At 58.1% G+C, this 22,248-nt stretch carries 16 protein-coding genes; 12 read left to right on the forward strand and 4 right to left on the reverse strand.

Features of this window, described 5'->3' with window-relative positions:
* Positions 1–29 precede the first annotated feature (29 nt).
* The 6 genes from hscB (at position 30) to sseB (ending at position 5,215) form a co-directional block, all read left to right on the forward strand.
* Positions 30–545, forward strand: a complete 516-nt coding sequence (gene hscB / locus ACJTMZ_RS13445) for a co-chaperone HscB (protein ID WP_003860657.1) — start codon at positions 30–32, stop codon at positions 543–545.
* Between the two features lie 14 nt (positions 546–559).
* Positions 560–2,410 carry a Fe-S protein assembly chaperone HscA gene (gene hscA / locus ACJTMZ_RS13450; RefSeq protein ID WP_032654486.1) on the forward strand — a complete coding sequence of 617 codons (1,851 nt, stop codon included), beginning with the start codon at positions 560–562 and terminating at the stop codon, positions 2,408–2,410.
* A gap of 1 nt (position 2,411) precedes the next feature.
* Entirely contained in the window at positions 2,412–2,747 is a 336-nt protein-coding gene (gene fdx / locus ACJTMZ_RS13455) for an ISC system 2Fe-2S type ferredoxin (RefSeq protein ID WP_003860652.1), read from the forward strand.
* Position 2,748: 1 nt separating this feature from the next.
* Positions 2,749–2,949 carry a Fe-S cluster assembly protein IscX gene (gene iscX, locus ACJTMZ_RS13460; protein ID WP_003860650.1) on the forward strand — a complete coding sequence of 67 codons (201 nt, stop codon included), beginning with the start codon at positions 2,749–2,751 and terminating at the stop codon, positions 2,947–2,949.
* A gap of 61 nt (positions 2,950–3,010) precedes the next feature.
* Positions 3,011–4,297, forward strand: a complete 1,287-nt coding sequence (gene pepB / locus ACJTMZ_RS13465) for an aminopeptidase PepB (RefSeq protein WP_252010742.1) — start codon at positions 3,011–3,013, stop codon at positions 4,295–4,297.
* Between the two features lie 141 nt (positions 4,298–4,438).
* Entirely contained in the window at positions 4,439–5,215 is a 777-nt protein-coding gene (sseB, locus tag ACJTMZ_RS13470; protein ID WP_252010741.1) for an enhanced serine sensitivity protein SseB, read from the forward strand.
* 17 nt (positions 5,216–5,232) lie between these two features.
* Here the strand turns inward: sseB and ACJTMZ_RS13475 are convergent, their stop codons facing one another.
* The 4 genes from ACJTMZ_RS13475 to ACJTMZ_RS13490 form a co-directional block, all read right to left on the reverse strand.
* Positions 5,233–6,003 (reverse strand): SIS domain-containing protein, encoded by a 771-nt coding sequence (locus tag ACJTMZ_RS13475; protein WP_252010740.1) that lies wholly within the window; start codon positions 6,001–6,003, stop codon positions 5,233–5,235.
* Entirely contained in the window at positions 6,003–6,848 is an 846-nt protein-coding gene (sseA, locus tag ACJTMZ_RS13480) for a 3-mercaptopyruvate sulfurtransferase (protein ID WP_110870228.1), read from the reverse strand. The genes ACJTMZ_RS13475 and sseA overlap by 1 nt, the downstream gene beginning before the upstream one ends.
* An 89-nt stretch (positions 6,849–6,937) precedes the next feature.
* Positions 6,938–8,305 carry a 6-phospho-alpha-glucosidase gene (locus ACJTMZ_RS13485; RefSeq protein WP_017692919.1) on the reverse strand — a complete coding sequence of 456 codons (1,368 nt, stop codon included), beginning with the start codon at positions 8,303–8,305 and terminating at the stop codon, positions 6,938–6,940.
* Between the two features lie 12 nt (positions 8,306–8,317).
* Positions 8,318–9,862, reverse strand: coding sequence for a PTS transporter subunit EIIC (locus tag ACJTMZ_RS13490; protein ID WP_252010739.1), 1,545 nt, complete (start codon positions 9,860–9,862; stop codon positions 8,318–8,320).
* A gap of 286 nt (positions 9,863–10,148) precedes the next feature.
* Between ACJTMZ_RS13490 and ACJTMZ_RS13495 the strand changes: the two genes are divergently transcribed.
* The 6 genes from ACJTMZ_RS13495 to ACJTMZ_RS13520 all read left to right on the forward strand — a co-directional run bounded on the left by ACJTMZ_RS13495 (position 10,149) and on the right by ACJTMZ_RS13520 (position 22,170).
* A complete protein-coding gene (locus ACJTMZ_RS13495; RefSeq protein WP_252010738.1) occupies positions 10,149–15,101 on the forward strand; it encodes an MG2 domain-containing protein in 4,953 nt (1,650 codons plus the stop codon).
* A gap of 1 nt (position 15,102) precedes the next feature.
* Complete coding sequence (gene pbpC / locus ACJTMZ_RS13500) at positions 15,103–17,430, forward strand: peptidoglycan glycosyltransferase PbpC (RefSeq protein ID WP_252010737.1); 2,328 nt, start codon at positions 15,103–15,105, stop codon at positions 17,428–17,430.
* A gap of 88 nt (positions 17,431–17,518) precedes the next feature.
* Positions 17,519–19,897, forward strand: coding sequence for a DMSO/selenate family reductase complex A subunit (locus ACJTMZ_RS13505; protein ID WP_408626932.1), 2,379 nt, complete (start codon positions 17,519–17,521; stop codon positions 19,895–19,897).
* The gene (locus ACJTMZ_RS13510) at positions 19,894–20,523 is read left to right on the forward strand and encodes a DMSO/selenate family reductase complex B subunit (protein WP_015572168.1); all 630 of its coding nucleotides are present in this window, start codon (positions 19,894–19,896) and stop codon (positions 20,521–20,523) included. The genes ACJTMZ_RS13505 and ACJTMZ_RS13510 overlap by 4 nt, the downstream gene beginning before the upstream one ends.
* Positions 20,516–21,295: a DmsC/YnfH family molybdoenzyme membrane anchor subunit gene (locus tag ACJTMZ_RS13515; protein WP_047741451.1), complete on the forward strand. Its 780-nt coding sequence runs from the start codon at positions 20,516–20,518 to the stop codon at positions 21,293–21,295. Before ACJTMZ_RS13510 ends, ACJTMZ_RS13515 begins: the two co-directional genes overlap by 8 nt.
* A complete protein-coding gene (locus tag ACJTMZ_RS13520) occupies positions 21,295–22,170 on the forward strand; it encodes a 4Fe-4S binding protein (protein WP_408626933.1) in 876 nt (291 codons plus the stop codon). Before ACJTMZ_RS13515 ends, ACJTMZ_RS13520 begins: the two co-directional genes overlap by 1 nt.
* Positions 22,171–22,248 lie beyond the last annotated feature (78 nt).

The following is a 22,248-nucleotide window of genomic DNA, read 5'->3' on the forward strand; positions in this document are numbered from 1 at the left end:
TGTTCTAACAGGCTACCCCTGAGATTGTTATGGATTACTTCACTCTCTTCGGACTACCCGCTCAATACCCGATCGATCTCCAGGCGCTGACGGTCCGTTTTCAGGATCTCCAGCGTCAGTACCATCCGGATAAATTCGCCAGCGGGACGCAGGCAGAGCAGCTGGCTGCGGTATCACACTCCGCAACCATCAACCAGGCCTGGCAAACGCTGCGTCATCCGCTGGCGCGTGCAGAATATCTGCTCTCGCTCCACGGTTTCGATCTGGCGAGCGAACAGCATACCGTGCGCGACACCGCCTTTCTGATGGAACAGCTGGAGCTGCGCGAAGAGCTGGATGAAATTGAACAGGCTAAAGACGAAGCACGCCTGGAAAGCTTTATCACGCGCGTAAAGGGCATGTTCGATACCCGCCATCAGCAGATGGTGGAGCAACTGAACAACGAGACCTGGGACGTGGCGGCAGACACTGTGCGCAAACTCCGTTTTCTCGATAAACTGCGCAGCAGTGCTGAACAACTCGAAGAAAAGCTGCTCGATTTTTAATTCCGGAAGCAATTATGGCCTTATTACAAATTAGTGAGCCAGGCTTAAGCGCCGCACCGCACCAGCGTCGTCTGGCCGTCGGTATTGACCTGGGCACCACCAATTCCCTCGTGGCGACCGTGCGCAGCGGCCAGGCGGAAACGCTGGCTGACGAGCAGGGCCGCCATCTGCTGCCTTCCGTGGTCCACTACCAGCAGCAGGGGCATGCGGTCGGGTTTGATGCCCGCACCAACGCCGCGCGCGATCCGGCCAATACCATCAGCTCGGTTAAGCGCATGATGGGCCGCTCGCTGGCTGATATCCAGACCCGTTACCCGCATCTGCCGTATCAGCTACAGGCCAGCGAAAACGGCCTGCCGATGATCGCGACGTCTGCCGGTCTGCTGAACCCGATTCGCGTTTCCGCTGACATCCTCAAAGCGCTGGCGGCGCGCGCCACGGCGACGCTTGGCGGCGATCTGGACGGCGTGGTAATCACCGTTCCGGCCTACTTCGACGATGCACAGCGTCAGGGCACCAAAGACGCCGCGCGTCTGGCGGGCCTGCATGTGCTGCGTCTGCTGAACGAACCGACGGCGGCGGCCATTGCCTACGGCCTCGATTCCGGTCAGGAAGGGGTGATTGCGGTTTACGATCTCGGCGGCGGGACGTTTGATATCTCAATCCTGCGCCTGAGCCGCGGCGTGTTCGAAGTGCTGGCGACCGGCGGGGATTCCGCGCTCGGCGGCGATGACTTCGACCATCTGCTGGCAGACTACATCCGCGAGCAGGCGGGCATCAGCGATCGCAGCGATGCGCGCGTACAGCGTGAACTGCTGGATGCGGCCATCGACGCCAAAATCGCCCTGAGCGACGCGCAATCGGTCACGGTTAACGTTGCGGGCTGGCAGGGTGAGATCACCCGCAATCAGTTCAGCGAACTGATCGCGCCTCTGGTTAAGCGTACCCTGCTGGCCTGCCGTCGCGCATTGAAAGATGCGGGCGTGGAGGCCAGCGAGGTGCTGGAAGTGGTCATGGTTGGCGGCTCAACCCGCGTGCCGCTGGTGCGCGAGCGCGTGGGCGAATTCTTTGGCCGCACGCCGCTGACCTCTATCGACCCGGACAAAGTGGTTGCCGTGGGCGCCGCTATCCAGGCCGATATCCTGGTCGGCAACAAGCCGGACAGCGAAATGCTGCTGCTGGACGTCATCCCGCTGTCTCTGGGTTTAGAAACCATGGGCGGCCTGGTGGAGAAAGTCATTCCGCGTAACACCACCATTCCGGTGGCGCGCGCGCAGGAGTTTACTACCTTCAAAGACGGCCAGACCGCGATGTCCATCCACGTGATGCAGGGCGAGCGCGAGCTGGTGCAGGACTGCCGCTCTCTGGCGCGCTTTGCGCTGCGCGGAATTCCGGCGTTGCCGGCGGGCGGGGCGCATATTCGCGTCACCTTCCAGGTGGATGCGGACGGCCTGCTGAGCGTCACGGCGATGGAAAAATCGACCGGCGTGGAATCGTCCATCCAGGTGAAGCCGTCCTACGGCCTGACCGATGGCGAAATCGCCTCCATGATTCAGGACTCAATGAGCTACGCCGAGCAGGATGTGAAGGCGCGTATGCTGGCCGAACAAAAAGTGGAAGCCGCACGCGTGCTGGAAAGCCTGAACGGCGCGCTCGCTGCCGATGCCGCGCTGTTAAGCGCCGCTGAGCGCCAGGTGATTGACGACGCTGCCGCGCGCTTAAGCGCAGTCGCCGAAGGCAATGACGCTGACGCAATAGAAGAAGCCATTAAAAACGTTGATAAACAAACCCAGGACTTCGCTGCTCGCCGCATGGACAAATCTGTCCGCGTCGCGCTGAAAGGCCAGTCCGTGGACGAGGTTTAATATGCCAAAGATTGTAATTTTGCCTCATGCGGACCTCTGTCCGGATGGCGCTGTTCTGGAAGCGAAGACCGGTGAAACCATTCTCGATGTAGCCCTGCGTGCAGGTATCGAAGTGGAACACGCCTGTGAAAAATCCTGTGCCTGCACAACGTGCCACTGCATCGTGCGTGAAGGTTTCGACTCTCTCGCAGAGAGCACCGAAGACGAAGACGACATGCTGGACAAAGCATGGGGTCTGGAGCCCGACAGTCGCTTAAGCTGCCAGGCCGCGGTGACCGATGAAGATCTGGTCGTGGAGTTCCCACGTTACACCATCAACCACGCACGCGAGCATTGATATGGGACTGAAGTGGACAGACAGCCGTGAAATCGGCGAGGCGCTCTACGACGCGAACCCGGATCTCGATCCGAAGACCGTACGATTCACAGACATGCATCAGTGGATTTGCGATCTGGAAGATTTTGACGACGATCCTAACGCATCCAATGAAAAAATTCTGGAGGCGATTCTGTTAGTCTGGTTAGATGAAGCAGAATAGATAACATAAACGGGCTGCCTTCAGGCGGCCCGTTTGCTAGTTGCTAATAAGGAAAAATAAAATGACCGAAGCGATGAAGATTACGCTCTCGAATCAGCCTGCTGACGCGCGCTGGGGCGAGAAAGCCACCTACAGCATTAACAACGACGGTATTACCCTGCACCTGACGGGCAACGATGATTTGGGCCTGATCCAGCGCGCCGCGCGTAAAATTGACGGCCTGGGCATTAAGCATGTGTCTCTGGAAGGCGAAGGCTGGGACACCGACCGCAGCTGGGCGTTCTGGGCAGGCTACAAAGGCCCGAAAGGCACCCGCAAAATCGAGTGGGCGAACCTCGATGAAGCCGGTCAGAAAGAGCTGGAAAGCCGCCTGCAAATCATCGACTGGGTGCGCGACACCATCAACGCCCCGGCGGAAGAGTTAGGCCCTGAGCAGCTGGCGCAGCGCGCGGTTGACCTGCTGTGCGGCGTGGCGGGCGACAAGATGTCTTACCGCATCACCAAAGGTGAAGATCTGCGCGAGCAGAACTACATGGGTATCCATACCGTGGGCCGTGGTTCAGAGCGTCCTCCGGTCCTGCTGGCGCTGGATTACAACCCAACCGGGGATAAAGAGGCGCCGGTCTTTGCCTGCCTGGTGGGCAAAGGCATTACCTTCGACACCGGCGGCTACAGCCTGAAGCAGAGCGCATTCATGGACTCCATGAAGTCCGACATGGGCGGCGCGGCGACCATTACCGGCGCGCTGGCCTTCGCCATCACCCGTGGCCTGAACAAGCGCGTGAAGCTCTACCTGTGCTGCGCGGATAACATGGTGAGCGGTAACGCCTTCAAGCTGGGCGACATCATTCGCTACCGCAACGGTAAAAACGTTGAGGTGATGAACACCGACGCCGAAGGCCGTCTGGTGCTGGCCGATGGCCTGATCGACGCCTCTGCGCAGAAGCCGGAGCTGATTATCGACATGGCGACCCTGACCGGCGCGGCGAAAACGGCGCTGGGTAACGACTATCACGCCCTGTTCAGCTTCGACGACAAGCTGGCCGCTCGCCTGCTGGCCAGCGCGGCGGCGGAAAACGAGCCGTTCTGGCGTCTGCCGCTGGCCGAGTTCCACCGCAGCCAGCTGCCGTCTAACTTTGCCGAGCTGAACAACACCGCGAGCGCGGCTTACCCGGCGGGTGCAAGCACCGCAGCAGGCTTCCTGTCTCACTTCGTTGAGAACTACCATGAAGGCTGGCTGCACATTGACTGCTCCGCAACCTACCGTAAAGCGGCGGTTGAGCAGTGGTCTGCGGGTGCGACCGGTCTGGGCGTGCGTACCGTGGCGAACCTGCTGACGGCTGAGTGATCTTTTTTGCCGGGTAGCGCTACGCTTACGTGCGCCTTCGGAGTCATCATATTGCCCGGCGGCGCTGCGCTTGCACGGGCCTACGGTTTTGTAGGCCGGGTAAGCGAAGCGCCACCCGGCGTTTTTTGAAGTAGCCAAACTATGTCAGAAACCAAAAACGAATTAGAAACCCTGCTGGAGCAGGCGGCGACCGAACCCGCCCACCGTCCGGCCTTTTTCCGCACGCTGCTGGAATCCACCGTCTGGGTGCCGGGCACCGCGGCGGAAGGGGAGCAGGTTGTCGAAGACAGCGCGCTGGATCTGCTGCACTGGGAGAAAGACGACGGCACGTCGGTGATCCCGTTCTTTACCTCCCTGGAAGCCTTGCAGGAAGCGGTAGAAGACGAACAGGCATTTGTGGTGATGCCGGTGCGTACCCTGTTCGAAATGACGCTGGGGCAGACGCTGTTCCTCAACGCTAAATTACCGACCGGAAAAGAGTTTACTCCGCGCGAAATCAGCCACCTGTTGGGTGAAGAGGGCAACCCGCTCAGCACCCAGGAAGTGCTGGAAGGGGGCGAAACGCTGCTGCTGTCTGAAGTGGCCGAGCCGCCCGCGCAGATGATTGACTCCCTGACCACGCTGTTTAAAACCATCAAGCCGGTGAAGCGCGCGTTCCTCTGCTCCATCAAAGAGAGCGCTGACGAAAAGCCTGTTCTGCTGATAGGGATTGAGGCCGACGGCGATATCGACGAGATCATCCAGGCAGCGGGAAGCGTGGCAACCGACACCCTGCCGGGCGATGAGCCGATTGATATCTGTCAGGTGAAGAAAGGTGAGAAGGGGATCAGCCACTTTATTACCGAGCACATCACCCCGTTCTACGAGCGTCGCTGGGGCGGCTTCCTGCGCGATCTCAAGACCAACCGCATTATCTGATTACGGCGGGGTGACCTTCACCCCGTTGCTTCCAGCAGCAGTAAATCCATCAGCAGCACCAGATTCGACTCAAACGACGTCACCCCTGCGGCTTCGGCGGCGAAATGTACCGCTTCGTCATAGAGGGCAAAATGCACGTCCGCCATACCCGCCAGCGTATTGGCCGACGCGCGGGTAAACGCGACGATCGTCATGCCGACGTTTTTGGCGATCCGCGCTTTATCCAGTACCTGCTCCGTTTCGCCGCTGCGCGAAACGGCAATAAACACCTGATAGCGCGCGGCGTTGCTGAGAAAAATATTCCGGCTGTCTCCGGGCCCGGAGATGAATGCCGTTTTTCCCAGCACCTGCAACTTCTTGGTCAGGTACTCGGCAAAAAGGTACGAAAACCCGGCGCCGTAGAGAAAGAAGCTCTCTTTCTGGCGCAGCAGGCTGGCAAACTGCTGGCGTTTGTTCTGAGTGACCCACTGGAAGGTCTGCTGATAGTTGGCAATGAACCGGGCAAAAAGCGCGGGCATTTCCGCATGTTGCTCAGGCTGTACGGTGATATGCGGCGTGTCAGAAAGCAGCTGCTTGCAGTGCCAGATAAACTCGCTAAAGCCGCTAAACCCCAGCTTCTGACACAGCCGCATAATCGTCGCGGTAGAGACAAATGTCGCCTGCGCCAGCTCGCGCACCGTGATGTTGCCCACCAGCAATGGATGCTCAGTGAGGTGGGCGAGGACGCGATACTCCGAGCGGGTCAGCGACGACCCGCGCGTTAACAGCGTTGCCAGGCGGTTATCCATTATTTCGCCGGTTCAACCGGCAGATCGTCCCGTGCACCCCATTCACTCCAGGCACTGTCGTACAGAGTCACGTCATTCGCGCCAAGGGTTGCCAGCGCCAGGATCACCACGCAGGCCGTCACGCCGGAGCCGCAGCTGGCAATAACCGGACGATGCAAATCCACGCCCTGACGTTCAAAAATGGCACGCAATTCATCGGTGGTTTTCAGCTCGCCTTCAAACACCAGATCGCCCCACGGTACGTTCAGCGCCCCCGGGATATGTCCGCGTTTCAGTCCCGGACGCGGCTCGTCCGCTTCTGCGTTGAAACGTGGAGCGGGACGCGCATCGACGATTTGCGCCGTGTTTTCGTGGCTCACGACCAGCACGTCGGTCAGGCGCTTGACCACGTTAGCGTCAAACGTGGCATCAAATTCCCCTTCCGGCAGCGTGACGTCACCCTGCTGAAGCGGTAGTTCGTCGCGCTTCCAGCCTGCAAGTCCGCCCGCCAGAATCGATACCTTTTCCACGCCGAAGTTTTTCAGCATCCACCACGCTCGCGGCGCGGAAAACAGATTACCTTCATCGTAAACAACAAGATGTTTATCTTTGCTGATGCCCAGCTCGCGCATCGCCACGGAAAACGCTTCCGGGCGAGGCAGCATGTGCGGCAGGGGAGAGGTGTGATCGGAGAGGGCTTCGATATCAAAAAATACCGCGCCAGGCAGGTGCCCTGCACGGTATTCAGCGGGAACGTCACGATGCTCCTGGCCCGGAGGGGCCATGCGCGCGTCGATAATCTGAACTTCCGGGTCGTCGCCGTGCTCAATCAGCCAGTCGGCAGCGACAAAATATGAGGTGGACATGGTTGCCTCCATTCTTTTCCGTAAAAAAGGATTGTCGGTGTTTTTTCTGACACCGACAAGCTAACCACGTTCAACTCGCGAGCAAGCCCCTATTTTTTCACCGCTTCACCGTCCTGCCAGGCCTTTTGCAGCGCAGGCCAGTAGTCGCGGTTGGCTTCGATCATCTCATCCAGAATCGCTTTCGCGTGCTCCATGGTCGGCACGGTGCGGTTCAGAGTGAACGCCTGCAACGCTTTCTCGTAGCTGCCTTCGATGGTTGCCTCAACCAGCAGCTGTTCAGAGGCCAGCTGCTGTTGCAGGAGCGTCTGGTGGAACAGCGGTACCTGACCCACGCGGACAGGCTCCGGCCCTTCGGAGGTGATATAGGCAGGCACCTCCACCACCGCATCGTACGGCAGGTTGGTAATCGCCCCGCGGTTTTCCACCATCACCAGATGGCGTTGGCGCAGGTTGAACGCCAGTGAGCAGGCGACATCGACGATAAATTCGCCGTGAACACCTACGTGGAAGGCGTCCGGTAAAATTCCGGTGCGCTGGTACTCTTCGGCGGCGGCAAACAGCTTTTTCTCACGCCCGTTCATCACTTCGTTGGCGCGGGTATAGTCAGGGTTCTGATGCTCCACAATCTGGTTTGGCATCAGGTAGTACTGTAGATACGGGTTCGGCAGGTACTCCGGGAAGTTATCCATAATCGGCTTGATGTTGCGCCAGGTTTTCACCCACGACGGATCCGAGTGCTGCGGGTCGGTTTTCGCGGCATCTTCCGTCAGCAGGCCAAACTTCGCGATATGTTTACGCAGCTCCGGCAGCTTGTCCTCGCCGTCCACCCGCACGCGGGTAAACCAGCCAAAGTGATTGAGGCCAAAATAGTCCACCTCCAGTTTATGGCGATCCACGCCCAGAATGGCGCCCATATTGCGCATCGCGGCAACCGGCATATCGCAGATGTTCAGCACGCGTGCGTTGGGGCGCAGGCGACGCACGCCCTCAGCGACAATCGCCGCCGGGTTGGAGTAGTTCACGATCCACGCCTTTTCGTGCGCGTAGCGTTCCACCCGATCGATCAGCTCTACCATCGGCAGGATAGTACGCAGGCCATATGCCAGCCCGCCGGGTCCGCAGGTTTCCTGGCCGACCACCCCGTGGCGCAGCGGGATCTTTTCATCCTGCTCGCGCATTTTGTACTGTCCGACGCGCATCTGGGCAAAAACAAAATGCGCGCCGCTGAAGGCCACTTCCGGGTCGCTGGTGACGGTGAATTTGATGCTCTGGCTGTGGTCGCGAATAACCTTCTCCACCACGGGCGCAATGGTGTTCTGGCGCGCCTCGTCAATGTCATACAGGCGGATCTCTGCCAGAGGGAAATCATGCAGACGTACCATCAGGCTTTTCACAATACCTGGCGTGTAGGTGCTACCGCCGCCGGCAATCGACAGAATAAATGGGGGTGTAAACATCTTTAGCTCCTTTCAGAGAAACGTCTCAACGGCTTCTCGCATTTTTTTGACATGCAGCCCGTAGACCACCTGAACGTTGTTACCTTGTTTGATTATCCCTTTCGCGCCGGTCGCTTTCAGGCGCGGTTCATCGATGATAGCGACGTCCTTCACCGTGACGCGTAAGCGGGTGTAGCAGTTATCCACTACCTCTATATTTTCCCGACCGCCCAGACCCACCACGATGGATTCGCCCAGCTCGTCGTTATTGCCCTTCGCCTGGTACTCCTGCTTGCTGTAAAGGCGTGTCTCCTGGTCCTCATCTTCACGCCCCGGCGTTTTCATGTTGAAGCGCAGGATCAGTAAGCGGAATACCACGAAATAAAGGGCGAACATGATCAGCCCGACCACGATGTACATGGGCCAGTTGGACTTCTCCGTGCCGAGCGGCAGGTTGTAGAGGATGAAATCGATAATCCCGTTGGCGCCGATGGCGTGAACGCCAAACAGCGAGAACAGCATCATGCCGATGCCGGTCAGCACCGCATGCACCACGAACAGCAGCGGGGCGACGAACAGGAAGGAGAATTCAATCGGCTCGGTTACGCCGACCAGCAGCGAGGTCAGCGCCGCCGGGATCAGAATCGCTTTCGCAATCGCTTTACGCTCTGGCTTCGCGGTCATGTACATCGCCAGCGCGGCGGCAGGAAGGCCGAACATCTTGCTGATGCCGCGCGCATCCCACACCACGGTACTGCTGAGCTGCTTCACGTCCGGGCAGGCCATCTCGGCGAAGTAGATATTGCGCGCGCCCTGATAGGTTGCGCCACACACCTCCTGCGTACCGCCCAGTTCGGTATACAGGAACGGCGTATAGACCAGATGATGCAGGCCCGTCGGCACCAGAATGCGTTCAAGGAAACCGTAGATCGCCACGCCAAACGGACCGGACCCTTTGATCGCCAGCGCCAGAGCGCTTATTCCATGCTGTGCGTACGGCCAGAGTTCGCTCATGACCACGCCGAGCAGCATAGAGACAGGCAGCATCACAATCGCGACAAAGCAGTGGCCGGAGTAAATCGCCATCGCGCCGTTAAACTGGACACTGGAATATTTGTTGTACAGATAACCGGAGAGCGCCCCGGTCAGGATCCCGGCGAAAACGCCCATCTCCAGCACCTGGACGCCCAGCACCATGCTTTGTCCGGCGGCTTTCATCTGTTCCGCAGGGGCCAGTTCTCCCTGAAGCTGTAACGTCACGTTCATCGCGTTAATGAATACGATAAAGGTCACCAGCCCAATCAACGCCGCGTAGCCTTTGTCTCGTGTTGCCAGTCCAATGGGGATCCCGACGGCAAATACCAGCGCCAGGTTGACCAGCACCGACACGGCAGATTTGGCTATCAGCTGGCCGATACTCTGGATCAGCGGGTGGCCGAGAAACGGCAGGTACTCGGCCAGATTGCCGTTACCCAGCACATTCCCAAAGGCGATAAACAGGCCGACGATGGGTAAGATAAGTACAGGTCCGTACAATGATTTTCCGAAATTTTGTAGGGCGTTCACGGCTCGTTTCATGGCTTTCTCTCTTATTGAACCGCGCACTCGGGGTGCGTCATGGTCATAAAACTAGCAGGCCTGATGCGAGCTTATCCAGCTATCTTCTTGTTTTAAAAACAAATGACGCGAAAGGTAACATGTTACGTTATGCGCTGTGATCGCCGTTCCATCACGGTGTGGCTGCGTGATGCCATTCTGCGAGGTGCTTTCCAGATTATAAAATTGGACTTTTTGTATTAACGAAACTTGCGGATAATACTTATCCGGACGATGACCAACAGGCCCCTCAGGCCAGGGACACAGGATGAAACCGTTTCGCTTAGCTGCGATCTCTCTCGCGCTGCTCACCACCTTTACGCTTGTCGGCTGTGATAACAGCGACGACAAACCTCAGGCCGCTGCCCCCGCAGCGTCTACTGCATCAGAACAGAAAACCCCGGCAAAACCGGATCCTGAAAAGCTGGCTAAGCTGGCCGCGCAGAGTCAGGGCAAGGCGTTGACGCTGCTGGATGCCTCTGAAGTGCAACTCGACGGCGCTGCGACGCTGGTTCTGACCTTCTCTGTACCGCTGGAGCCCAGCCAGGATTTTGCGAAAACGGTGCATGTGGTGGATAAAAAAAGCGGCAAAGTGGACGGCGCCTGGGAACTGGCCCCCAATCTGAAAGAGCTGCGCCTGCGCCATCTGGAGCCGAATCGTAATCTGGTCGTCACCGTCGAACGTAATTTGCTGGCGCTGAACAAAGCGACATTCGGCATCGACTATGAAAAAGCGATCACCACCCGGGATGTTGAACCGACGGTCGGATTCGCCAGCCGCGGATCGCTGCTGCCGGGTAAGGTGGTGGAAGGATTGCCGGTGATGGCGCTCAACGTCAACAATGTGGATGTGAACTTCTATCGCGTGAAGCCGGAGTCGCTGGCCTCGTTTGTCAGCCAGTGGGAGTACCGTAACTCGCTGACCAACTGGGAATCTGACAACCTGCTGAAGATGGCGGAACTGGTCTACACCGGCCGTTTCGACCTCAACCCGGCGCGCAATACGAGTGAAAAACTGCTCCTGCCGCTCAAAGATATTAAGCCGCTCCAGCAGTCTGGCGTCTATATCGCCGTGATGAACCAGGCTGGTCACTATAACTACAGTAACGCCGCGACGCTCTTTACCTTAAGTGATATTGGGCTGTCCGCTCACCGCTATCATAACCGCCTGGACATCTTCACCCAGAGTCTTGAAAACGGTGCGGCGCAGTCAGGCGTGACCATTACCCTTCTGAACGATAAAGGGCAGACCCTGGCCGAGGCGAACAGCGACGCCGATGGTCATGCGAAACTGGAAACCGATAAAGAAGCCGCGCTGATCCTGGCCAGTAAGGATGGACAGACCACGCTTCTTGATCTCAAACTTCCGGCGCTGGATCTGGCGGAGTTTGATATCGCCGGTAACCCGGGTTACAGCAAACAATTCTTTATGTTTGGCCCGCGCGATCTTTATCGTCCGGGTGAAACGGTGATCCTGAACGGCCTGCTTCGCGACAGCGATGGCAAACCGCTTCCCGATCAACCGGTAAAACTTGACGTGCTGCGCCCGGACGGACAGGTGGCGCGTACGGTCGTTGTGCAACCTGAGAAAGGCCTTTATCGCTTCAACTATCCGCTCGATAGCGGCGCCCAGACCGGCATGTGGCATATTCGCGCTAATACGGGCGATAACCAGCAGCGCATGTGGGATTTCCACGTCGAAGATTTTATGCCTGAGCGTATGGCGCTGAATCTGACCGGGCAAAAAACGCCGGTTTCCCCGCAGGATAATGTCGACTTTAACGTTGCTGGCTATTACCTGTATGGCGCGCCGGCTAACGGCAATTCTCTGCAAGGCCAGCTTTTCCTGCGTCCGCTACGTGACGCGGTGCCTGCGCTGCCTGGCTTCCAGTTCGGTGATATTGCCGAGGAGAACCTGAGCCGCAGCCTGGATGAAGTGCAGCTTACGCTGGACGAACAGGGGCGTGGGCAGGTTACCACCGAAAGCCAGTGGAAAGAGGCGCACTCGCCGCTGCAACTGATTTTGCAGGCCAGCCTGCTGGAATCAGGCGGGCGTCCGGTAACGCGACGCGCCGAACAGGCTATCTGGCCTGCGGCTGAACTTCCGGGGATCCGCCCACAGTTCGCCAGCAAGGCCGTTTACGACTACCGTACCGATACCACCGTCAATCAGCCGATTGTCGATGAAAACGGCAACGCCAGCTTTGACATCGTCTATGCCGATGCCAGCGGGGCGAAAAAAGCGGTATCCGGTTTGCAGGTGCGTCTGGTCCGTGAGCGTCGCGACTACTTCTGGAACTGGTCCGAGAGTGAGGGTTGGCAGTCTCAGTTTGATCAAAAAGATCTGGTTGAGGGCGAGCAGGAGCTAAACCTCAAGGCCGATGAAACCGGTAAAGTCACCTTCCCGGTGGAGTGGGGCTCATACCGTCTGGAAGTGAAAGCCCCTGATGACATGGTCAGCAGCGTGCGCTTCTGGGCGGGGTACAGCTGGCAGGATAACAGCGATGGCACGGGCGCTGCTCGCCCGGATCGTGTGACGCTGAAACTGGACAAGCCATCCTATCAGCCAGGCGATACCATCAACCTGCATATTGCAGCGCCGGCCGCAGGCAAGGGCTATGCAATGATCGAATCCAGCGAAGGACCGCTGTGGTGGAAAGAGATCGACGTGCCAGCAAACGGTCTGGATCTCGCCATTCCGGTGGACAAGGACTGGAAACGTCACGATCTCTACCTCAGCACGCTGGTGGTTCGTCCTGGCGATAAATCCAAATCCGCCACGCCAAAACGGGCGGTTGGCCTACTGCATCTGCCAATGGGGGACGAAAATCGTCGCCTGAACATTGCACTGGATAACCCGCAAAAAATGCGTCCGAACCAGACGCTTTCTGTGAAAGTGAAAGCCAGCGTAAAAGAGGGGACTGTGCCACAGAAGGTGAACGTGCTGGTCTCGGCTGTCGATAGCGGCGTGCTGAACATTACCGACTACGTCACGCCGGATCCGTGGGAAGCTTTCTTCGGTCAGAAGCGCTATGGCGCGGACATCTATGATGTTTACGGCCAGGTGATTGAAGGTCAGGGACGTCTGGCCGCACTGCGCTTTGGCGGAGACGGCGATGAACTGAAACGCGGCGGTAAGCCACCGGTGAACCATGTCACCATAATTGCCCAGCAGGCGCAGCCGGTTACGCTTGATGCCAACGGCGAAGGCACCATCACGCTGCCGATTGGCGATTTCAACGGCGAACTGCGTCTGATGGCGCAGGCCTGGACGGAAGACGATTTCGGCAGCAGCGAAAGCAAAATCATTGTGGCGGCTCCGATTATCACCGAGCTTAACACGCCGCGATTCCTCGCAAGTGGCGATACCTCTCGCCTGACGCTGGACCTGACTAACCTGACGGACCAGCCGCAAACGCTGAACATTGCGTTAACCGCAACCGGTAAGTTGTCGCTCGAAGGCGCTCAGCCAGAGCCGGTTAAGCTGCCGCCTGGCGCACGTAGCACCCTGTTTATTCCGGTGCGCGCCCTGGAAGGCTATGGTGATGGTGAAGTGACTGCTCAGGTGACGGGGCTTCAGCTCCCTGGTGAGACGTTTGCGCCGCAGCAGAAAAGCTGGAAAATTGGCGTGCGTCCCGCATTCCCGGCGCAAACGGTGAATACGGGCACGATGCTGAACCCTGGCGAATCCTGGAGTGCGCCAGCACAGCATATCAACGGTTTCTCGTCTGCCACGCTACAGGGGCAGCTGTTGCTCAGCGGTAAACCACCTTTGAACCTGGCGCGCTACATTCGTGAACTTCAGGCCTATCCATACGGATGTCTTGAGCAGACCACCAGCGGCCTGTTCCCGTCGCTTTACACCAACGCGGCACAACTTAAGGCACTGGGTATTAAAGGCGATACCGACGATAAACGCCGTGCGGCCATTGATGTCGGGATCTCCCGTCTGCTGCAAATGCAGCGTGACGATGGCGGTTTTGCCTTGTGGGATAAAAACGGCCCGGAAGAGTACTGGCTAACCGCCTATGTCACGGACTTCCTGGTGCGGGCAGGGGAGCAGGGTTACAGCGTGCCTGCCGAGGCGGTGAATAACGCCAACAGCCGACTGCTGCGCTATTTACAGGATCCGGGGATGATGTCCATCCGCTACAGCGACGACACCCAGGCCAGCAAATTTGCTGTTCAGGCGTATGCTTCGCTGGTGCTGGCGCGTCAGCAAAAAGCGCCGCTCGGTGCGCTGCGTGAAATCTGGGAGCGCCACGCTCAGGCTGCTTCCGGGCTTCCGTTGATGCAGCTGGGCATGGCACTCAAACTGATGGGGGATGCACCGCGCAGCCAGCAGGCGCTGGATCTGGCTCTCAAAACTCCCCGTAACGACAGCCGAAACTGGATGGCGGATTACGGCAGCCAGCTGCGTGATAATGCCCTGATGCTCTCCCTGCTGGAAGAGTACAAGCTGCTGCCGGATGCGCAAAACAGGCTGCTGAACGCGTTATCTGAAGACGCGTTCAGCCAGCGCTGGCTGTCTACCCAGGAGAGCAATGCGCTGTTCATGGCCGGACGTTCACTGCAAACCTTGTCAGGCGCGTGGCAGGCAACGACCACCCTCTCTGAACAGACCCAGAGCAGTGATAAAGCGCAGGTAGAAAACCTGAACGGCGATCAGCTTGGTGCGTTGCAGGTGACAAATTCCGGCACTACGCCGCTGTGGGTACGACTGGACACGACTGGCTATCCGGAGTACGCGCCTCAGCCATCCTCTAATGTCTTGCAGATTGAACGTCATATCCTGGCGACAGACGGCAGCAGCAAGTCGCTCTCTTCTCTGAAGAGCGGTGAGCTGGTTCTGGTGTGGCTGGAGGTGAAGGCCAGCCAGAACGTGCCGGATGCGCTGGTGGTGGATCTGCTCCCGGCAGGTCTGGAGCTGGAAAACCAGAATCTGGCGAGCAGCAGCGCCAGCTTGCAGGACAGCGGCAGTGAAGTGCAAAACCTGCTGAATCAGATGCAACAGTCTGATATTCAGCACATGGAATTCCGCGACGATCGCTTTGTGGCCGCGGTGCCGGTCAATGAAGGTCAGCCGGTCACGCTGGTTTACCTGGCCCGTGCCGTTACGCCGGGAACCTACCAGGTGCCTGTTCCGATGGTCGAGTCCATGTACGTTCCGCAGTGGCGGGCAACGGGGGCGGCCAGTGGCCCGCTGATCGTTGTTCCGTAAGATGCGGATAGCACGCCTGATTCGCTCCCGCTGGCTGTGGCTGGCGGGAGCGCTTCTCGTTTCAGGGGGGCTGATTGTCGTCGCTGACCGCGTGTGGCCGTTGCCCCTGAAAGAGGTCAACCCAGCGCGAGTGGTGGTGGATGAGCAGGGTGTTCCGCTGTGGCGTTTTGCCGACAGCGAAGGCATCTGGCGCTATCCGGTTACCATTGAAGAGGTTTCCCCACGCTATCTTGAGGCGCTGATCCAGTATGAAGATCGCTGGTTCTGGGATCATCCTGGCGTCAATCCGCTTTCTGTACTGCGTGCCGCCTGGCAGGATCTCACCTCCGGGAGAGTGGTTTCCGGCGGGAGCACGCTTACCATGCAGGTGGCGCGCCTGCTGGATCCGCATCCGCGTACCTTTGGCGGTAAAATTCGTCAGCTGTGGCGGGCGATGCAGCTGGAGTGGCATCTCTCCAAGCGTGAAATCCTGACGCTGTATCTTAACCGTGCCCCGTTTGGCGGCACGTTGCAGGGCGTGGGTGCGGCAAGCTGGACTTACCTTGGCAAACCGCCGTCTCAGCTGAGCTATTCCGACGCGGCGCTGCTGGCAGTGCTGCCGCAGGCACCCAGCCGTCTGCGCCCGGATCGCTGGCCGGAACGTGCCGAAGCGGCGCGGAACAAAGTGCTCGACCGTATGCTGACTCAGGGCGTCTGGTCTGAGAGGCAGGTGAAAGAGTCCCGTGAAGAGCCGGTCTGGCTGGCTCCCCGGCAGATGCCGCAGCTGGCGCCGCTCTTTTCCCGCATGATGCTGAGTAAAAGTCGTGACACAAAAATAGTCACCACGCTGGATGCAGCTTTGCAACGACAGCTTGAAGAGCTGGCAATGAACTGGAAATCACGCCTGCCTGCCCGCAGTTCGCTGGCGATGATCGTCGTGGATCATACATCCATGAAAGTGCGTGGCTGGGTAGGCTCGGTAGATATCAATGATGACAGCCGTTTCAGCCACGTGGATATGGTCAATGCGATCCGATCGCCGGGATCGGTCCTCAAGCCATTCATCTATGGCATGGCGCTGGACGATGGTCTGATCCATCCCGCTTCGTTATTACAGGATGTGCCAAGAAAAACGGGGGATTATCGTCCCGGCAACTTTGACAGCGGCTTCCATGGGCCGGTCAGTATGAGCGAAGCCCTGGTGCGTTCCCTCAACCTGCCTGCGGTGCAGGTTCTGGAAGCGTACGGCCCAAAACGTTTTGCCGGAATGCTGAGCAACGCGGGATTACCGCTCATTCTGCCTGCGGGGGCACAGCCCAACCTCTCTCTGATCCTGGGGGGCGCAGGCGCACGCCTGGCTGATATCGCTGCCGCCTATAGCGCCTTTGCGCGTCAGGGTAAGGCGGGCCGGCTGCGTTTACAGCCGGGCGATCCGCTGATCGAACGTCCGCTGTTATCGCAGGGGGCGGCGTGGATCATTCGACGCATTCTCGCTAATGAAGCACAGCCCCTGCCGGACAGTGCGCTGCCCCAGGTTGCGCCGCTGGCGTGGAAAACGGGCACCAGCTATGGCTACCGGGATGCCTGGGCCATCGGCCTGAATGCCCGGTATGTCATTGGAATCTGGACCGGACGCCCGGACGGCACGCCCGTTGCCGGGCAGTTTGGTTTCGCCAGCGCGGTACCGCTCCTCAATCAGGTCAATAACATGCTTCAGTCCCGCTCGATGGTGGATGAAGCGCGCCTGCCGCGCGATCCGCGTCCTGCAAGCGTAGGACGGGGCGTGATTTGCTGGCCGGGGGGCCAGTCCCTGCCTGAAGGGAGCGAAAACTGTCGGCGTCGGCTTTCAACCTGGCTGCTAGAAGGCAGTGAACCGCCTACGCTGTTGCTGCCGGAACAGGAAGGTATTCGCGGGATCCGTTTCCCGGTCTGGCTGGATAAAGAAGGCAAACGCGTTGCAGCGGATTGTCCTGATGCGACAGAAAAAGTGCTGGATGTCTGGCCGCTACCGCTGGAGCCCTGGCTGCCTGCTGCCGAAAAACGGGCTGCTCGTCTCCCCGCCCGTTCAGCGATTTGCCCTCCGCTGGATAACCATAATGCGGCGCCGCTGATGTTGTCAGGCGTCAGAGAAGGGGCGGTAATTAAACGTCTTCCAGGTGAGAAAAATATGACCCTCAACGTTTCAACCAGCGGCGGGGAGGGGCAACGATGGTGGTTTTTGAATGGCGAACCGCTGGACGGGCATCAGAAAAATTATTCACTGCAATTATATTTGCCGGGTAAATATCAATTAATTGTATTAGATGAAACAGGACAAACGGCGACAGTGAATTTTGAATTAGATCGCTAAGTATTACCCCTCAAGAGTTAGCTTGATAATTATCAATATTCGTTCCTGAAAAAAAACGAGAATGCGTTTTTATTTGAAGGAACGAGCAATGAAAAAAAATAAACATCAGGGAGTGGGGTTTATTCCCGCCATATCCCGGCGTCAGTTTATTCAGGCAGGGTCAGCGCTCGCCGCCCTGCCGTTTGTCGTCAAAACCGGCAAAGTACAGGCACAGGGCACGGCGGTATCAGACGCTACGCCTGAAGAAAAAGTGGTGCAAACCTGTAGTACGTTTGACTGCGGCGGGAAGTGTGATATTCGTGCTCACGTCAGTGATGGCGTTGTGACCCGAATTTCAACGCGTCCGGATAACGCGCTGGATCCGCAGATGCCAGTAATGCGCGCCTGCGTTCGTGGTCGGGCTTATCGGAAATTTGTTTATCACCCCGATCGACTGAAATATCCAATGAAACGCGTAGGTAAACGTGGCGAAGGAAAATTCGAGCGTATTACCTGGGATGAAGCCACCACCCTCATTGCGAATCAATTAAAAACTATTACGCAAAAATACGGTGCTGCGTCACGCTATGTTCATGTGGGCACCGCGGTGTCCGGCGGGACCTTTTCTGGCGATAAAATGGTTCGTCGTCTGCTCAACTTAACCGGCGGCTATCTCGAAAGCTATCACTCGGTCAGTATGGGTAACACGGCGGCGGCAACGCCGTATACCTATGGCACCGCCGCCAGCGGCAGCTCTCTGGACACGCTGCTGGACACCAAACTGGTCATTCTCTGGGGGCATAACCCGACGGAAACCATCTTCGGGCACAGCAACCACTTCTACCAGAAGATGAAGCAAAACGGCACGCGCTTCATTGTTGTCGACCCACGCTATTCCGATACGGTTTCCTCCCTTGCCGATCAGTGGATCCCGATGCTTCCCACAACAGACAACGCCCTGATGGACGCGATGATGTATGTGATCGTCACGGAGAATCTGCACGATCGCGACTTTATTCAACGCTACACCCTGGGCTTTGACGAAGACGCCATGCCAGAGGGCGTTCCGGCCAATGAATCCCTGATGGCTTACCTGAGCGGTGCAAAGGATGGCGTGGCGAAAACGCCCGAGTGGGCAGAGAAAATCACCCACGTGCCTGCACAAACTATTCGTCAGCTGGCGCGCGACTACGCAACCACCAAGCCCGCCGCGCTGATTCAGGGCTGGGGACCGCAGCGTCATAACTGCGGCGAGCGCACCGCGCGCGGCTCGACAATACTGGCCACGCTAACGGGTAACGTCGGGGTGAAAGGCGGCTGGGCAGCAGGCTATGGCGGCTGCGCAAACCGCAAATTTGCGGCCGGGCCAGAGATGCCGGAGAACCCGGTCAACGCCAAAATTTCGGTCATGAACTGGGTGCAGGCCGCGGATGATGCTTCTAAGGTAACCGCGGAAGATGGCCTGAAAGACGCTGAGAAGCTGGACAGCAATATCCGCATCCTGTTCTCGCTGGCGGGCAATTATCTGGCTAACCAGAACCCGGACCTTCATCAGGCAACCCGTGTCCTGGAAGACGAGTCGAAAATCGAGTTTATCGTCGCAAGCGATCTGTTTATGACGCCGAGCGCCAGATACGCCGACCTGCTTTTGCCGGAAACCAGCTTCATGGAACGCTGGAATATCGGCGAAACCTGGGGCACGGCAAGCTATCTGATCCTGTCAGAAAAGCTGATTGAACCTGAATTTGAACGCCGTTCAGACTACGACTGGCTGCGGGAGGTCGCTGCTAAGCTTGGCGTCGAGCCAGCGTTCAGCGAGGGCCGTGACGAAAAAGCGTGGATTGAGCACATCTGGGAGCAGACGCGGCTGTCCATGCCGGATGAAAACCTGCCGGACTTCGCGATGCTACAGAAGACGCGTCAGCATCTTTTCAAAAGCGCGCCGTACGTTGCCTTTGAAGACAACATTCGCGATCCGCAGAATCATCCGTTCCCGACGCCGTCCGGTAAAATTGAGATCTTCTCGAAGCGTCTGTACGACATGCAGCACCCGGAAATTCCGGCGCTGTCGCACTACGTGCCTGCCCATGAAGGGCCGGAAGACGAGCTGGCGAAAACCTTCCCGCTCCAGCTGATCACCTGGAAAGGAAAAAACCGCGCTAACTCCACCCAGTACGCCAACCCGTGGTTAATTGAGGCGCAGCAGCAAAAGCTGTGGATCAACCCGCAGGATGCGCAAAAGCGCGGCATTGCGCAGGGGGATACCGTGCGTATTCATAACGCGCGCGGCATTTGCGAGATCCCGGCGGAGGTCACGCCGCGCATCATTCCAGGCGTGGTGGCCATGCAGGCAGGCGCCTGGTGGCAGCCGGACGAGCAGGGTATCGATAAAGGCGGCTGCGCGAACGTGCTCAGTTCCGCCCGTATTACCGCGCTTGCGAAAGGGAATTCCCATCAAACCATGCTGGTGGAGGTAGCTAAAGCATGAGTCAGTTTAAACATTACGCGCCGGTGAGCGACAAACAGCTGGGTTTTTATATCGACTCTTCTCGCTGCTCGGGCTGCAAGGCATGCCAGGTGGCGTGCAAAGATAAAAACAACCTTGAGGTCGGACGTCGTTTCCGTCGCGTTTATGAAGTCAACGGCGGGAGTTTTATCCCGACCGGGCAGGGCGGCGTCAGCAACAACGTTTTTGCCTACACGCTCTCTATTTCCTGTAACCACTGCGCAGACCCTGTCTGCACCAAAAACTGTCCAACCACCGCGATGCATAAGCGTCCGGGGGACGGCATTGTGCGCGTTGATACTGATAAGTGCGTCGGCTGCGGCTACTGCGCATGGTCTTGCCCTTACGGCGCGCCACAGCTCAACGAGCAGACCGGGCAGATGTCCAAATGTGATTTCTGCGTGGATCTCCAGGCGAAGGGAGAGCAGCCCGTCTGTGTGGCAACCTGTCCACTCGAAGCGATTAAATTCGGGCCGATTGATGAACTGCGGGCGAAGTATGGTGCGGTCTGTGATGTGAAAGGTTTGCCTGATTCCTCCATCACCAAACCAAACCTGGTGATCAAAGCGCATCAGGGCGCAGAGAAAGAGGGGAAACGTCATGCATGAGTTACCGCTGCTGATTTTTACGCTGTTCCTGCAAGGATCGGTTGGCGTTACGCTGTGGCTGGCGTTCGGAAGCACGCAGCGCAGCGCGCTGCTGCCGGCAGCTGGAGCGTTTGTGCTGGCGAGCCTGGGGCTGCTCGCCTCCGCGCTGCACATGGGCTATCCGCTTAATGCTCTTAACGCGCTGCGCCACGTATCCAGCTCCTGGCTGAGTCGTGAGATTATCTTTGCCAGTCTTTATCTTGCGGCACTTGGCTTCGCAACGCTGCTGATGTTTGTCAAAAAGCCAGGCTGGAAGCCACTGTTGGTTGTGGCAGGTCTGGTTGGTTTAGTCGACGTGTTCTGCATGGCGCAGATCTACATGCACGCATCCGTGGTGACATGGCAGCACGTTAACACGCTGGTGCTGTTTTTCGGTTCGGTGGGGATTATCGGTTCAGCCTGCATGGCCGTTGGGACGCGTTCCCAGACTACCGTGCGTGCGGCGGTTGTCATTATCACGCTGCTGGTGCTTGTGCGTCTGGTGATGCAGCCCGTCTGGCTGGCAGATATTACGGCTTTGGACAACACCGTGGTGACGTTCCCTCATGCACCGCTACAGATGCTGGAGCAACTTCGAACCGTGCATCTGCTGAGCTGGTGCGTATCCGTTGCGGGTATGCTGTGCTTTGCTGCGGGCGGTCTGAAAGCGGCGCGATCTCCCATGCTGCTGGGAAGCGCGTTGCTGATTGTCGGTGAGCTGATGCTGCGCTTCGTTTTCTTCAGTATTGGCTGATGGGCGGATTGACCTTTGCCCCGGCGATGGACGTGACGCATGCGTGCGTCCGTCGCCGTTTTCGCCACGCTTCCTGCCTCGCCTGCGCGGACGTCTGTCCTGTGCAGGCTTTTTCTTTTACCGACTCAGGCGTCTCGGTTGATGACAGCCGCTGTATTGAATGCGGTGACTGCCTGTTCGTCTGCCCCGCTGAGGCCATCACCGGCATCACGCCGCGAAAACGCTTTCTGTGTGGCGATACGCTTGTTGGGCCGTTTACTGACCGTGCGCCAGGGGTGAATGAGCTTCTGCTGTGGCACGCGCAGCACCACGTTCGTTTTATCAGTATCGACGCGGAGCAGAATCCTGACTGGTTGCTGGCGATTGCCCGGCTGAATCTGGCGCTTCGTCGACGCGGTGAAGCGGCGTGGGCGTTTAAACATATACCCGTCAACGAGGTTAATACCGCCCGGCGTGCGCTGATGCACGTTCCCCGTGAGGATGTCCGGGCCTGTAGCGTCGTGCCCGGTCAGCGTGAACTGCGCAGGGCGTTTTCTGCGTTTAGCGAGGCAGAGATAACTCTCGATGCCGAATCCTGCGTACTGTGCGGCGCGTGCTGGCGAAGTTGTACGGAAAACGCGATTCAGTTTGAGAACGCTGAACTGATCGTGGAAACCGGACGCTGTACGGGGTGCGGCGGCTGCGAAGCGGTATGCCAGCATGCGGCGGTAAACGTGACGCAAACAGAAGGAACAACGAAAAGCGTGACCATACCGGCATATGAAGCCGTTTGCCTGACGTGCCACCGTCATTTCTGGTCATTTACGTCTGATGAAAAGCAGTGTCCGCTCTGTTTTCATCATCAACACGGTATGCGAAATACGAGCTGTTGCTAATCTTCGTCTCATTTTAAAAAAATGTTATGCATAACCATAGGCAATGGCGCTATTGCTCTTTATAATCCGCGCCACACC

This window comes from Enterobacter sp. DN (assembly GCF_046054285.1).
GTDB classification, from domain to species: domain Bacteria; phylum Pseudomonadota; class Gammaproteobacteria; order Enterobacterales; family Enterobacteriaceae; genus Enterobacter; species Enterobacter hormaechei_C.